Source organism: Bosea vaviloviae, assembly GCF_001741865.1.
GTDB lineage: Bacteria > Pseudomonadota > Alphaproteobacteria > Rhizobiales > Beijerinckiaceae > Allobosea > Allobosea vaviloviae.
Genome location: NZ_CP017147.1, coordinates 6,312,876 through 6,325,259, shown reverse-complemented (window position 1 = coordinate 6,325,259; position 12,384 = coordinate 6,312,876). Strand labels below are relative to the sequence as shown.

Here is a 12,384-nt window from a genome sequence, read left to right as displayed (position 1 = left end):
GTCCCTCACTCAAAGCGCTGGATGCGTTCGCCGAACAGGCCGCGGGGCCTGAACAGCAGAACGAGCAGCATCATCAGATAGATCACGGCGGTCGACCATTGCGTGTAGCCGAGCCCGATGGTGATGCCTTTGACCAGGCCGACCATCAGCGCGGCCACCACCACGCCCCAGAAGGAACCGAGTCCGCCGATGACGACGACGACGAAGGCGGGCGTGATGATCTCCTGGCCCATGGCCGGGTGGATCGAATAGATCGGCGCGAGCAAGACGCCGGCGAGCCCCGCAAGCCCGATGCCGAGGCCTGCGACCGCCATCATGTAAGGCTGCAGCGAGATGCCGAGCGCGCCGACCATGTCGGGGTTCTGCACGCCGGCGCGCACGACGCGGCCAAAGGCGGTGCGCTGGAGCAGGAACCAGAGGCCGAGCACGCAGGCGGCTGCGATCAGCAGCAGCAAGGCGCGATAGCGGGAATAGATGAACTCGCCGAAGATAATCTGGCCGCGCAATGCGGCGGGGATCGAGAAGGAGAGCGGTGGCGCGCCAAAAATCATGCGCAGCGACTGTTCCGCCACCATGGCGAGCCCGAAGGTCAGGAGCAGAGAGAGGATCGGGTCCGAGCGGTAGAAGCGCTGGAACAGGCCGCGCTCGACGACGATGCCGATCAGCGCCACCAGCAGCGGCGAGGCGATGATCGCGCCGCCGAAGCCGATATGGGGCGCGAGCACGATCGTGAGATAGGCGCCGATCGCATAGAAGGCGCCATGGGCCAGGTTGACGATGCCGCCAAGCGAGAAGATCAGCGACAGGCCGAGCGCGATCAGGAGGTAATAGACCCCGTCGAGCAGCCCGTTCAGTACCTGCTGGATGAAGAGGGTGAGCAAGGGTTGGCTTTCGTTCGCTGCGTGGAATGGAATGCCGTTATGGTCGGGCTTGACCCGACCATCTCGGAAACCAGAGGGCTATGGTCATGAGTTTCTCGGGTCAGCGCTAAGCGCTGCCCGAGAATGACGGCGCTTCAGCTCATCTTGCAGATGGCCTCGTCGCCCTGGGTGGCGATGACCTCGAGTTCCTCGTTCGGGCCAGGGACCGGCGGTGAGGAGGTGAAGAGGTCCCACTGGTTCTTCACCTGCGCCGCCGGCAGAGCGGTGATCGTGTACATCTCGCTCATGAGCTGGTGGTCGGAGGCGCGGAAATAGCCGGGTCGCGTCTTCATCACGTCGAACTTTGCGCCTTTCTCCCAATATTCGAGGATTTTTGCGGTGTCCGTGCTCTTCAGCTCGTTCATCGACTGGGCCATGATCTTCACGGCCGTGTAGTCGCCCCAGGCCTGGTTCTCCGGGGGCTTGCCGTATTTCTTGGTGAAGGCCGCGACGAATTTCTTGGTCTCGGGCGTGTCGATCAGGTGATGCCAGACGCAGGGCCAGACGCCGCCGAAATTGTCCTTGCCGGCGGCCCAGGCGAGGGCCGTGTCGAAGCCGAAGCCGGCGACCGGGAAGGTCAGTCCGAACTCGGAATACTGCTTCAGGAAATTGGTGATCTGGTTGCCGGCGAGGTTGGAGATCACCAGATCGGGCTTGGCGGCGCGGATCTCGATCAGCAGCGCCGAGAAGTCGGTCGCGTCGGTCGGCACCAGCTTGTCGGCGGCGAACTGGCCGCCATTGGCTTCCATGAAGCGCTTGGCGACCTTGAGCAGGTCATGGCCGAAGGCGTAGTCGGCGGTCAGTGAGAACCACTTCTTGCCCTTGACCAGCCCCTGCGCCATCAGCGAGCGGCCGCAGCTCTTCACATACATCGAGTTCTGGTGCTCGACATGGAACATGTAGCGGTTGCAGCTTTCGCCGCGCAACGCGTCGGAATTGCCGCCGGTGTTGACGAAGAGCGTCTTGTTGCGGGCCGCGACCTGCGAGATCGTCAGGCAGGAGGCCGAGGAAATCTCGCCGAGGATGCAGGCGACCTTGTCGCGCTCGATCATGCGCTCGGCTTTGGTCGAGGCGGTCTGCGGATTGACCGAATCCTCCTTCAGCGCCTCGAGCTTGCGCCCGTTGACGCCGCCTGCCGCATTGATCTCCTCGACCGCGAGATCGACGGCCATCACGCCGTACTCTCCGAGCGGACCGAGGAAGCCGGTGCGCGGCGTCAGATGCCCGTAGCGGATGGCGTCGGGCGTCTGCGCCAGGATCAGCGAGGGGCAGGCGATCAGCCCGGTGGCTGCGCCCGCACTGATGCCGACCAGCGCCTGACGACGCGAGACGCGGAATTTCGATGGCTGTCGATCTGTCATAGGCGTTCCTCCCAGAACGGTTCCGCGCTTTGCGCTGGATTGTCGAGCGGTGGTCTTTTTGAAGTTGCGGTCTTGGAGCCGCTTGTCGTGATCTGTGATCACAGTTAGGTTGGCAGACATGATTGGCCATGTCCAGCCCTCACCCGTTCCTGCCGCCGCCATGGCCGATGATGCGCCCGGCGCGGCGGAGACGCCGCGCGATCCGTGGGCGCTGGAGGAGGTCGGCGCGCTGGCGCGCGAGACCCTGGGCGAGCGGGTCACCACCGAATTGCGCGCGCTCCTAGTCGCAGGCCGTCTCGCACCGGGTGAGAAATTGTCGCTGCGCCGCGTCGCCGAGGCGCTTGGCGTCTCGATGATGCCGGTGCGCGAGGCGGTGAGCCGGCTCGCTGCCGATGGGGCGCTCGAGGTTCTGCCGGGGCGGGCGGTGCGCGTGCCGGTGCTGACGCTGGCGCAGTTCCGGGAGCTGACGCGATTGCGGCTGGTCGTCGAGGGCTTCGCCGCCGAGGAGGCGGCGCGCAAGGTGACGCCGGATCAGCTCGCCCGGATCGCCGCGCATGAGGCCGCTTTCCGGCAGGCTGCGAGCGCCGAGGCGCCGGACCCGGCCGGCGCGGTCGCCGCCAATCGCGACCTGCATTTCGCCCTCTACGAGGCGGCCGGCATGCCGAGCCTGGTCGAGATGATCGAGCGCCTCTGGCTCAAGGCCGGACCGATCCTCAATCTCGACATGCGCCATGAGCCGCGCCGGCTCAAGGGTGGCCGCGCCATGCAGGAGCATGAGAAGCTGCTCGCGGCCTTGCGGCGCGGCGACGCCGTGGCGGCACGGGCGGCGCTGGAAGCCGACATCGGTGCGGCAGCGGCACATATCGAACAGACAGGGCAGCTCGGGGAATCGGATTGATTCCGCCAGCGGGCCCGCAGCACAGGGAGACAGCGTCATGGATTTGCAGATCGAGGGCTTGCGCGTGCTCGTCACCGCCGGCGCAGGCGGCATCGGGCGCGCGACGGCGCGCGCCTTCGCAGCCGAGGGAGCGAAGGTGCATATCTGCGACGTCGATCGCGAGGCGCTGGCCGCGATGGCACAGAGCGACCCGGCGATCACGCAATCGGTCTGCGACGTCTCCGACCGCAAGGCCGTGGGCGGGCTGTTCGGGGAGGCGCTGGCGGCGTTGGGCGGGCTCGACTGCCTGGTCAACAATGCCGGCATCGCCGGCCCGACGGGCCGCGTCGACGAGATCGATCCGGCGGATTGGGACGCTTGCGTCGCCATCGACCTGACCGGCCAGTTCAACTGCACGCGGCTTGCCGTGGAGCATCTCAAGCAGTCCGCCAACGCCAGCATCGTCAACCTGTCGAGCCAGGCGGGGAAGCATGGCTTTCCCCTGCGCTCGCCCTATGCGGCGGCGAAATGGGGCGTAATCGGCTTCACCAAGGCGCTGGCCGCCGAACTCGGCGAGTTCGGCATCAGGGCGAATGCGATCTGCCCAGGGCTGGTCGACGGCGCGCGCATCCAGAGCGTCATCGCCAACAAGGCGCGCAGCATGAACATCTCGCATGACGAGATGGCGGCGCGGCTCTTTGCCGGGGTCTCGATCAAGCGTTTCGTCGATCCAAACGACATCGCCAAGCAGATCGTCTTCCTGGCCTCGCCCTTCGGCAAGACGATCTCGGGCCAGGAGGTCTCCGTCTGCGGCGATACGCGGATGCTGAGCTGAGGGAAGCGGTTCTGACGCAACGGTCTCGCGTCATTCCGGACAAGCCGCGTCAGCGGCGCCGGTCCGGAATCCATCGGAGGACGTCATTCTCGGGCTTGCGCCCCGAGAATCTCGTGACCAGAGCGCTCTGGTTTACGAGATGGTCGGGTCAAGCCCGACCATGACGCGCTTGGAATCCCGGGACTTTGCGGAGTTTATCCTCGGGCCGATCGAAGATCGGACTCGAGGGCGAAGCCCAGGAAGACGGCGAGAGATGGGACCGGCCGTCAGCCCACGTTGATCGGCTGGGCGAGCTTGATCGGCCGTCCCTTGGGGAGCTTCTCGGCGATGCCGTAGAGCTGCTCGCGGCGGTCGATCTCGTGCCAGACATCGTCGGGCGCGATGCCGATCTCGCTCCAGAGAACCACCAGATTATAGATCAGGTCGGCGCTTTCGAGGATGGTGCGGTGGCGATCGCCCTGCACGGCTTCGAGCCCGACCTCGACGGCCTCCTCGGCGACCTTCTTGGCCATTTTCGGCATGCCTTCGCCGAGCAGCTTGGCGGTGCGCGAAAAGGCGGGATCGCGCGAACGTGCTGCGAGGACGGCGGCGTGCAATCTGCTGACCGAATCAACCATTCCTAGAGCGTCGTCCCGCCGCATGTGGGTTTCATGACAACCGTGTCGGGACAGGTCCGACGGGCGAATCATTTGTCGGCTCAATTTAACGCGGATATGACCAGGGGGAAGGAGAATTGGGGGGCGCCGGAGGCGCAGCCCTTAAGGTCTGGCGAAAGGCGCAAACAATGTCGCGACCTGGAGATAGACCTCGCGCTTGAAGGGGATGATCAAGGCAGGCGTCCGCTCCAGCTTCTCCCAGCGCCAGGCATCGAACTCGGCCTTGTGGCCGCCGGCGGGGGTGAGCGTGTTGATCTCGTCATCAGAGCCGTCGAGGCGGAAGGCGAACCATTTCTGTGCCTGGCCGCGCCAGCGCCCCCGCCATGCCTCCTTGCCGATATCGACAGGCAGGTCGTAGCTGAGCCAGCCGGGCGCCTCAGAGAGCAGGGTCGCGGAGGTGACGTTGGTCTCCTCCTGCAACTCGCGCCTCGCCGCCTGGAGCGGCGTCTCGCCCGCATCGATGCCGCCTTGTGGCATCTGCCATTCATGGCCGTCCGCAACATGCTCGCGCAGGCTGCGATTGGCGCGTCGGCCGATGAAGACGAGGCCCTGCGCATTGAACAGCGCGAGGCCGACGCAGGGACGATAGCCCTTGGGCGGGGAAGCGATCATCGCAGGGAGCCTGTCGAGGACGGGTTTCGGAAGCCGCGCGCCGCGCTGACCGGCACGACGAGGATGCCCTTGGCCTCGAGCGATTGGGCCCAGCGCGCGATCCGCTCGATCGAGACGGGCAGGGCGCTCGCCGAAGCGATGACGATGCCCTGCTCGCGCGCCAGCGCTTCCAGCATGGCGAGTTCCTTGTCGATCGCGTCGGCCCGGGCGACCGTGTCGATGACGCGATCGACCTTCATCGCCGGGATCTGGGCGCGCGTGGCCGAGGTCGCAAGCAGGCTGCGCGAGGAGGAGCCGTCATCGACGACGATGAGCCCGCGCCCGGAGATCTCGCGCAGGATCGGCGAGAGCGCGGCATCGTCCGCCGTCAGGCGCCCACCGAGGAAATTGACGATGCCGACATAGCCGGTGAAGCGCCCGAGCACCCATTGCAGCCGGTCGATATTCTCAGCCGCCTTCGGGCCGGTCAGCAGGGTTTGCGGGCCAGGGTCGTTGTCGGGATAGTCGAACGGCTCCATCGGCACCTGGAGAAAAATCTCGTGGCCTTCGCCGCGCGCGCGCTGGACCGTGCGCTCCAGCTCCGGACCATAGGGCGCGAAGGCCAGCGACACCGCCCCCGGCAGCTTTGCGATGGCGTCGGCGGTGCCGCTCTGGCTGATGCCGAGGCCGCCGACGAGCAGGGCGATCCGCCCTGCCGGCTTGGTCGCGGGCTGCGGTCCGAGCGGGCGGGCATAGATCTGGGCGGGCGTCGCCCCGTCGGGGCCGATCTTCGGCAGCAGGCCGTGGCGCGTGCGCTCGACCAGCCGGCTGTCGGGGGAGGAGGCGAGCTTTATCGTCGCGGCGCTGTCGGGAATGGTGATGACGATCGAGCCAGGCGCTTCCGCGCCCGCACCCGGGCGCACCACGGTCACGCCGGCTTCGCTTTCGAGCTGGCTGGCGCTGGTCTGGGTTCGCAGTTCCGGAGTGGAGGCCGCCGGCGTCGGCGATGTCGCTTGCGATTGGGGGCTACGCTTTTCGATCAGCGCCGTCGCCATCGGTTGGCCGCCATCGGGATCGCGGCGCGTCGCGACGAGGAAGAGCAGGGCGGCGACCGCAAGTCCGACAGCGCCGCTCGCGCCCAGGGCAAGCCAAAGGCCCCATGGTTTGCCATGAGGCGCGGGGCGATTCTGGCCGAGCGGCCGATTGAGCTCGGTGAGCGGCGTTCCGGCCAAGGGCAGCCGTCCTCAGCTAAGAGAGCAAAGACCTGAAGCAAGCATGCTGGTCCCCGAGAGCGGGTCCGGTTCCCGGCAGCACGATCGCGCGGCCCGAATCAACGGCCCGCGCGTCTAGTCTTGTCGTGTGGCGAGCCGCCCGTCGAGTGCCGGGCGGCGCGTCTCCCGTGCTCAGTTCGGCTTCGGCGCCTCGGGGGTGGGCGTCGGGGCAGGCGCGGCGGCGTCCTTCTTGACGCCGCGCAGCAGGTCGAGCGCCGCGATCAGCTGCGTGTCCTTCAACGGATCGTTGGGCACGTAGGAGGCCGAGCCGGACTGCTCTTCCTTGCCGTCGACCGTCTTGAGATGGCCCTTGAGCGAAGCCTCGCCCTTGTTCTCGCCGAGCTTGTCCTTGAGCTCGGCCGGGATCTCCTGCGCGACCTCGACATCGGGCGTGATGCCCTTGGCCTGGATCGAGTTGCCGGATGGGGTGTAGTAGCGCGCCGTGGTCAGGCGCAGGCCGCCATTGGCGCCGAGCGGGATCACGGTCTGGACCGAGCCCTTGCCGAAGGAGCGCGTGCCCATGATGGTCGCGCGCTTGTGGTCCTGCAGCGCGCCGGCGACGATCTCGGCGGCCGAGGCGGAGGAGCCGTTGATCAGCACCACGACGGGCTTGCCCTTGGTCAGGTCGCCGCCGGGCTTGGCGTTAAAGACCTGCGTCTCCTCGGCGTTGCGGCCGCGCGTCGAGACGATCTTGCCGCGCTCGAGGAAGGCGTTGGAGACCAGCACGGACTGGTCGAGACGGCCGCCGCGATTGTTGCGGAGGTCGATGACGTAGCCCTTGATCTTGTCCTTGCCGATCTCGGTGTTGACCTTCTCGATGCCCTTGCGCAGGCCCTCATAGGTCTGTTCGCTGAAGGTGCCGATGCGGATATAGCCGACGTCGTTCTCGACGCGTTCCTCGACCGCCGGCACCACGATGGTCGTGCGGGTCAGGGTGAATTCGAGCGGGTCGGTCTTGCCCGGGCGCTCGATCTTGAGCTTGACCTGGGTGTTGATGATGCCGCGCATCTTCTCCACGGCCTGGGTCAGGCTCAGGCCCTTGACCTCGTCGCCGTCGATCTGGCGGATGATGTCGTTGGAGAGGATGCCGGCCTTGGAGGCGGGCGTGTCGCGGATCGGCTTGGCGACCTTGAGGACGCCGTCCTCCATCGTGACCTCGATGCCGAGCCCGCCGAACTGGCCGCGCATGTCGGTGTCCATGTCGCGGAAGCTCTTGGCGTCGAGATAGCCCGAATGCGGATCGAGCGAGGAGACCATGCCGTTGATCGCGGCCTCGATCAGCTTCTGTTCATCCGGCTTCTCGACATAATCGGTGCGGATCTTCTCGAAGATGTCACCGAACAGGTTGAGACTGCGATAGACCTCGGCGGAGGCCGCGACCGCGCTGGTCGAGGTGAACAGCTTTGTCTGGGTGACCAGACCGGTCAGGCCGGCGCCCATGACCGCACCGGCGAAAACGAGGGAAACCTTGCGCATCATCCGCGAACCTTTTCGCCTTGCGATTTCGTCCACCACGGCGCCGGATCGACCGAAACGCCGTCTTTTCTGAACTCTATATAAAGAACCGGTTGTCCGGTCCCAGAACCTACGATCGTCGCGGCAGCTTCCGACGTTTCGCCCATCACCGCAACCGGTTCCCCCGCGAGGACGAACTGATTCAGCGATACATCGATGCGCTGCATTCCGGCCAGCAGCAAATAGTACCCCCCGCCGGCATTCAGGATCAAGAGTTGCCCGAAGGAGCGGAAGGGACCCGCATAAACCACCCAAGCGTCCGAAGGTGCCGAAACTAGGGCATTGGGCCGCGTACTCACAGATATTCCACGCGTCGTGCCGCCTGCGCCGTCACTTTCGCCGAAACCACGCAATTGTGATCCCGCCGCCGGCAGGGGAAGCAAGCCCCGTGCCTCGGCGAAGGCGATCTTGGGCGCGAGCCGTGCGGGGTCCTTGAAGGCGAGCGCGGCCATGCGCTGGCGCTGCTCGCGGGTTTCCGATTCGAGGGCCTGGCGCGCGGTCTCGGCGGCGCGATTGGCCGTCGAGATCTCTTTTTCCATGCGCTCGACAAAATCGCGCAGGGAGCGCGCTTGCGCCGCGAGCTCGCCACCGACGCTGCGCTGCTCCTCGACGTCGCGCGCGGCGCCCGTTTCACGCTCGCGCCTGGCCTCGATCAGCGAGGCCAGGCGCTGACGTTCCGTCGCCAGGCCCTCCAGCTCGGTGGTGATGGCCTTACGGTCCCCGGTGATGTTCTCGCGCAAGCGCACCAGTTCGCCGAGATCGGAACCCAGGATCTCGATTTCCTGGCGCAGATCGGGCACGACCGCGCCCAGCAGCATCGAGGCCCGCACCGCTTCCAGAATATCCTCGGGGCGCACCAGCACCGCCGGCGGCGGACGCCGGCCGATGCGCTGCAGCGCCGCCAGCACTTCGGAGATCAAGCCGCGCCGGCCTTCGAGCGAGCGCCGGATCGCCGCTTCGCTGGATTGCAGCAGGCCGAGCCTGTCCTCGATCGCGCCGATGCGCCGCTCGACGGCCTGGGTGCGCTGGGTCGCCTCGAGCAGGGCCTTGTTGAGGGCGGCGCGGTCGGCGCGGATGCCGGCGATCTCCGCCTCCAGCTTGCCGCGCGCCTCGGCATTGCCGGCCAGGCGCTGCTCGATCGCCTTGAGTTCGGCCTCGCGGGCCTGTTTCTCGACCTGCTTGGCCTGTGCCTCGCGGGTCAATTGCTCGGGATCGGGGGATTGAGCGGCGGCAGGAAGAGAGGCGATGAACAGGGCCAGCGACAGGGCAGTAAGGGCTTTGCGGGCCTGCCTATAGGATGTGCGGAAGCCTTTATCCGGCATGCCGCGATGCCGTGGGCGGGCCGGGCTGCGCCATCCGCGAATCAGGGGCCGGAATAGTTTCATGCGCGATGATAAGGGTGTCCGGCGATGATCGTCATGGCTCTGTAGAGCTGTTCGAGCGCCAGCGCGCGCACGATCTGGTGCGGGATGGTCAAGGCCCCGAACGCGATCGTCAGATCGGCCCGGTCGCGGATCTCATCGCTGAGCCCGTCGGCGCCGCCGATGACGAGGCTGGCGGCTGCCGTGCCGGCATCGCGTGCAGTGGCTATCCTGGCCGCAAAGGCGTCGCTGGTCAGGCTGCGGCCGCGCTCGTCGAGCGCGATCAGAAGTCCGGGCGTGAGCTTGGCGGTGATGGCCTGGGCCTCGTCGCGCTTGCGCTCGTCGGGCCGGCGGCCGCGGCTCTCGGCGAGCTCGACGATTTCCGGGCCGGACAGGCCCAATCCGCGGCCGAGCGCCAGCGCGCGCTCGCGATAGCGCTCGCACAACTCACGTTCCGGCCCGTCCTTGAGCCGGCCTATGGCGATGATGGCGAGGCGCAACGGCGCGCGTCTCTCGTTCTGGAACGTTGGAGCAGAATGCGAAAACCGGTTCCCGCTTTTCGCATTCTGCGTTGGTCAGCTGACGAGGCGCTCGTTGGGCCTGTCGGCGCCCCACATCTTCTCGAGATTGTAGAACTGGCGCACTTCCGGGCGGAAGACGTGGACGATGATGTCGCCGGTGTCGATCAGCACCCAGTCGCAGGCCGGCATGCCCTCGACCTTGGGCGTGGGCAGGCCCGACGCCTTGAGGGCTTCGACCAGGCTGTCGGCGATGGAGGCGACATGACGGTTCACCCGGCCCGACGCGATGATCATCGCATCAGCCAGTGAGGTCTTGCCGACAAGGTCGATGACCGTGACGTCTTCGGCCTTCATCTCTTCGAGAACATGCAATGCGAGGGCTACGCTGTCGGCGGATGGGTTTTCCGACACAGCGGCCTGGGGAAGCGGCTTGGGCTCGGCTTCACCAAGGGTTGAACGGTTCAGTTCCGTATCCTCTCGATCACGACGCGCTCACAGCGCGACCTGATCAAATTACGCTCAGCGGGGCTAAAATTCAATCGGATTCGGCCTGTTCGCGTAATTGCGTGGAGGAGAGGCCGGAGCGGCGGCCGTGCAGGAAGATCCAGGCCGGCGGCTTCGCATCGGCGAGCGCGGCGCCCTGGCTTTCCGAAATCCGCCAGCGCGAGAGCCAGTTGGCGGCGGGCGAGGCGACCGAGCTATGGGTCGAACCCGGCCGGTCGATGATCGCGATCGGCATCATCCGGGCGATCGCGCGCCACTCGTTCCAGCGATGGAAGCTGGCGAGATTGTCCGAGCCCATCAGCCAGACGAAGTGGACGCCGGGGCAGCGCAGCTTCAGCGCGCGCAGCGTGTCGGCGGTGTAGCGGGTGCGCAGCCGCGCCTCGATCCCGGTGACATGGATGCGGGCATGGTCGGCGATCTCGCGCCCGAAGGCGACGCGCTCAGCCAAAGGCGGCAGGGCGGCGTTGTCCTTGAGCGGGTTGCCGGGCGTCACCAGCCACCAGACGCGGTCGAGCTGGAGCCGGCGCAGCGCGGTCAGGCTCGCCATGCGGTGGCCGTCATGGGCCGGGTTGAAGCTCCCGCCGAACAGGCCGATGCGCAGGCCCGGCGCATGGGGCGGCAGCCGCAGGTGATCGCTGCTCAAGGCAAGATTCTGCGTCACGAACGAATCTGGCCGTCGCCATGGACACGATATTTGAACGAGCAGAGCTGCTCGACGCCGACAGGCCCGCGCGCATGCATGCGCCCCGTCGCGATGCCGATCTCGGCGCCGAAGCCGAATTCGCCGCCATCGGCGAACTGGGTCGAGGCATTGTGCAGCACGATCGCCGAATCGACCTCGGCGAGGAAGCGCCGGGCGGCAGCCGCGTCGTCGGCGACGATCGCCTCGGTATGGTGCGAACCATAGCGCTCGATATGGTCGATCGCGGCGTCGAGCCCTGCGACGAGCTTCACCGCGATGATGCGGTCGAGGAATTCCGTCGCCCAATCCTGCTCGGTCGCGGGGGTGACGCGGGCGTCGAGTTCTTGCGTCGCGGCGTCGCCGCGCACGGCGCAGCCGGCGTCGAGCAGGGCGGTGACCAGCGGGGCGAGATGCGTCGCCGCGCAGGCCTCGTCGACCAGCAGGGTCTCGGCCGCGCCGCAGACGCCGGTGCGGCGCAGCTTGGCGTTGAGGGTGATCTCGCGGGCCATGGCGAGATCGGCGCTGGCATGGACATAGACATGGCAGTTGCCGTCGAGATGGGCGAAGACCGGCACGCGGGCATCGCTCTGGACGCGGGCGACGAGGCTTTTCCCCCCGCGCGGCACGACGACGTCGACATGGCCGTCGAGGCCCTTGAGGATTTCGCCGACTGCCGCGCGGTCACGGGTCGGCACGAGCTGGATCGCGTCGGCCGGCAAACCCGCCGCCTCCAGCCCCTGGCGCAGAGCGGCGGCGATCGCCGAGGAGGTGCGGAAACTGTCGGAGCCGGCGCGCAGAATCGCGGCGTTGCCGCTCTTCAGGCAGAGCGCGCCGGCATCGGCCGTGACATTGGGGCGGCTCTCGAAGATCACCGCGATGACGCCGAGCGGTGTCGCGACACGCTCGAAGCGCAAGCCATTGGGCTGCGTCCAGCTCGCCAGCACGCGGCCGACCGGGTCAGGCAGGGCAGCCACGGACGCGACGGCCTCGGCCACGCCGTCGAGGCGGGCCTGGTCGAGCAGCAGCCGGTCGATGAAGGCGGCGTTCTGGCCATTGGCCTTGGCGTCGGCGATGTCGAGCGCGTTGGCTGCGAGGATCTCTGCCGCATTGGCGCACAGGGCCGCGGCCATCGCGACGAGCGCGGCGTCGCGCTTCGTCGCCGGGGCGAGCGCGATCAGGCGCGCGGCGGCGCGCGCGCGCCGGCCGAGATCGCCCATCAGCGCCGCGACATCGCCGCGCTCCTTGTCGGAAGAGACCACGCGCAGGGCGCTCTCGCTCGTCATGACCGGC

13 protein-coding genes are annotated in these 12,384 nt (G+C 67.2%); 2 read left to right on the top strand and 11 right to left on the bottom strand.

The annotated features are described in order from the left end of the window. Positions 1–5: 5 nt before the first annotated feature. Both BHK69_RS29360 and BHK69_RS29355 read right to left on the bottom strand, forming a co-directional pair. Positions 6–881: a branched-chain amino acid ABC transporter permease gene (locus BHK69_RS29360; protein WP_069693200.1), complete on the bottom strand. Its 876-nt coding sequence runs from the start codon at positions 879–881 to the stop codon at positions 6–8. Positions 882–1,015: 134 nt separating this feature from the next. After that, positions 1,016–2,281, bottom strand: coding sequence for an ABC transporter substrate-binding protein (locus BHK69_RS29355; RefSeq protein WP_069693199.1), 1,266 nt, complete (start codon positions 2,279–2,281; stop codon positions 1,016–1,018). A gap of 118 nt (positions 2,282–2,399) precedes the next feature. Here BHK69_RS29355 and BHK69_RS29350 point away from each other — a divergent pair, with 118 nt between their 5' ends. Both BHK69_RS29350 and BHK69_RS29345 read left to right on the top strand, forming a co-directional pair. Then, complete coding sequence (locus BHK69_RS29350; RefSeq protein ID WP_244548358.1) at positions 2,400–3,179, top strand: GntR family transcriptional regulator; 780 nt, start codon at positions 2,400–2,402, stop codon at positions 3,177–3,179. A 37-nt stretch (positions 3,180–3,216) separates the two neighbouring features. Then, on the top strand, positions 3,217–3,993 hold the full coding sequence (locus BHK69_RS29345) for an SDR family oxidoreductase (RefSeq protein ID WP_069693198.1): 777 nt from the start codon (positions 3,217–3,219) through the stop codon (positions 3,991–3,993). A gap of 266 nt (positions 3,994–4,259) precedes the next feature. Here the strand turns inward: BHK69_RS29345 and hisE are convergent, their stop codons facing one another. The 9 genes from hisE to BHK69_RS29300 form a co-directional block, all read right to left on the bottom strand. Then, the gene (gene hisE, locus BHK69_RS29340) at positions 4,260–4,610 is read right to left on the bottom strand and encodes a phosphoribosyl-ATP diphosphatase (RefSeq protein WP_069693197.1); all 351 of its coding nucleotides are present in this window, start codon (positions 4,608–4,610) and stop codon (positions 4,260–4,262) included. Between the two features lie 141 nt (positions 4,611–4,751). Beyond that, positions 4,752–5,261 (bottom strand): RNA pyrophosphohydrolase, encoded by a 510-nt coding sequence (locus tag BHK69_RS29335; protein ID WP_069693196.1) that lies wholly within the window; start codon positions 5,259–5,261, stop codon positions 4,752–4,754. Further along, on the bottom strand, positions 5,258–6,472 hold the full coding sequence (locus BHK69_RS29330) for a divergent polysaccharide deacetylase family protein (RefSeq protein ID WP_069693195.1): 1,215 nt from the start codon (positions 6,470–6,472) through the stop codon (positions 5,258–5,260). Before BHK69_RS29330 ends, BHK69_RS29335 begins: the two co-directional genes overlap by 4 nt. A gap of 171 nt (positions 6,473–6,643) precedes the next feature. Next, on the bottom strand, positions 6,644–7,987 hold the full coding sequence (locus tag BHK69_RS29325; protein WP_069694061.1) for a S41 family peptidase: 1,344 nt from the start codon (positions 7,985–7,987) through the stop codon (positions 6,644–6,646). Continuing rightward, a complete protein-coding gene (locus tag BHK69_RS29320; RefSeq protein ID WP_069693194.1) occupies positions 7,987–9,348 on the bottom strand; it encodes a murein hydrolase activator EnvC family protein in 1,362 nt (453 codons plus the stop codon). Before BHK69_RS29320 ends, BHK69_RS29325 begins: the two co-directional genes overlap by 1 nt. Positions 9,349–9,407: 59 nt before the next feature. Then, complete coding sequence (gene rlmH / locus BHK69_RS29315; protein ID WP_069693193.1) at positions 9,408–9,887, bottom strand: 23S rRNA (pseudouridine(1915)-N(3))-methyltransferase RlmH; 480 nt, start codon at positions 9,885–9,887, stop codon at positions 9,408–9,410. 75 nt (positions 9,888–9,962) lie between these two features. Beyond that, the gene (rsfS, locus tag BHK69_RS29310; protein ID WP_069694060.1) at positions 9,963–10,262 is read right to left on the bottom strand and encodes a ribosome silencing factor; all 300 of its coding nucleotides are present in this window, start codon (positions 10,260–10,262) and stop codon (positions 9,963–9,965) included. A 181-nt stretch (positions 10,263–10,443) separates the two neighbouring features. Beyond that, positions 10,444–11,055: a nicotinate-nucleotide adenylyltransferase gene (locus tag BHK69_RS29305; protein WP_244548357.1), complete on the bottom strand. Its 612-nt coding sequence runs from the start codon at positions 11,053–11,055 to the stop codon at positions 10,444–10,446. A 14-nt stretch (positions 11,056–11,069) separates the two neighbouring features. Beyond that, positions 11,070–12,311, bottom strand: a complete 1,242-nt coding sequence (locus BHK69_RS29300; protein WP_069694059.1) for a glutamate-5-semialdehyde dehydrogenase — start codon at positions 12,309–12,311, stop codon at positions 11,070–11,072. Positions 12,312–12,384: the final 73 nt, after the last annotated feature.

Coding starts and splice junctions, on each gene's coding strand:
- rsfS (WP_069694060.1), bottom strand. CDS start 10,262: ATGAAGGCCGAAGACGTCACGGTCATCGACCTTGTCGGCAAGACCTCA.
- BHK69_RS29345 (WP_069693198.1), top strand. CDS start 3,217: ATGGATTTGCAGATCGAGGGCTTGCGCGTGCTCGTCACCGCCGGCGCA.
- BHK69_RS29335 (WP_069693196.1), bottom strand. CDS start 5,261: ATGATCGCTTCCCCGCCCAAGGGCTATCGTCCCTGCGTCGGCCTCGCG.
- BHK69_RS29355 (WP_069693199.1), bottom strand. CDS start 2,281: ATGACAGATCGACAGCCATCGAAATTCCGCGTCTCGCGTCGTCAGGCG.
- hisE (WP_069693197.1), bottom strand. CDS start 4,610: ATGGTTGATTCGGTCAGCAGATTGCACGCCGCCGTCCTCGCAGCACGT.
- BHK69_RS29300 (WP_069694059.1), bottom strand. CDS start 12,311: ATGGGCGATCTCGGCCGGCGCGCGCGCGCCGCCGCGCGCCTGATCGCG.
- BHK69_RS29320 (WP_069693194.1), bottom strand. CDS start 9,348: ATGCCGGATAAAGGCTTCCGCACATCCTATAGGCAGGCCCGCAAAGCC.
- BHK69_RS29350 (WP_244548358.1), top strand. CDS start 2,400: ATGATTGGCCATGTCCAGCCCTCACCCGTTCCTGCCGCCGCCATGGCC.
- BHK69_RS29325 (WP_069694061.1), bottom strand. CDS start 7,987: ATGCGCAAGGTTTCCCTCGTTTTCGCCGGTGCGGTCATGGGCGCCGGC.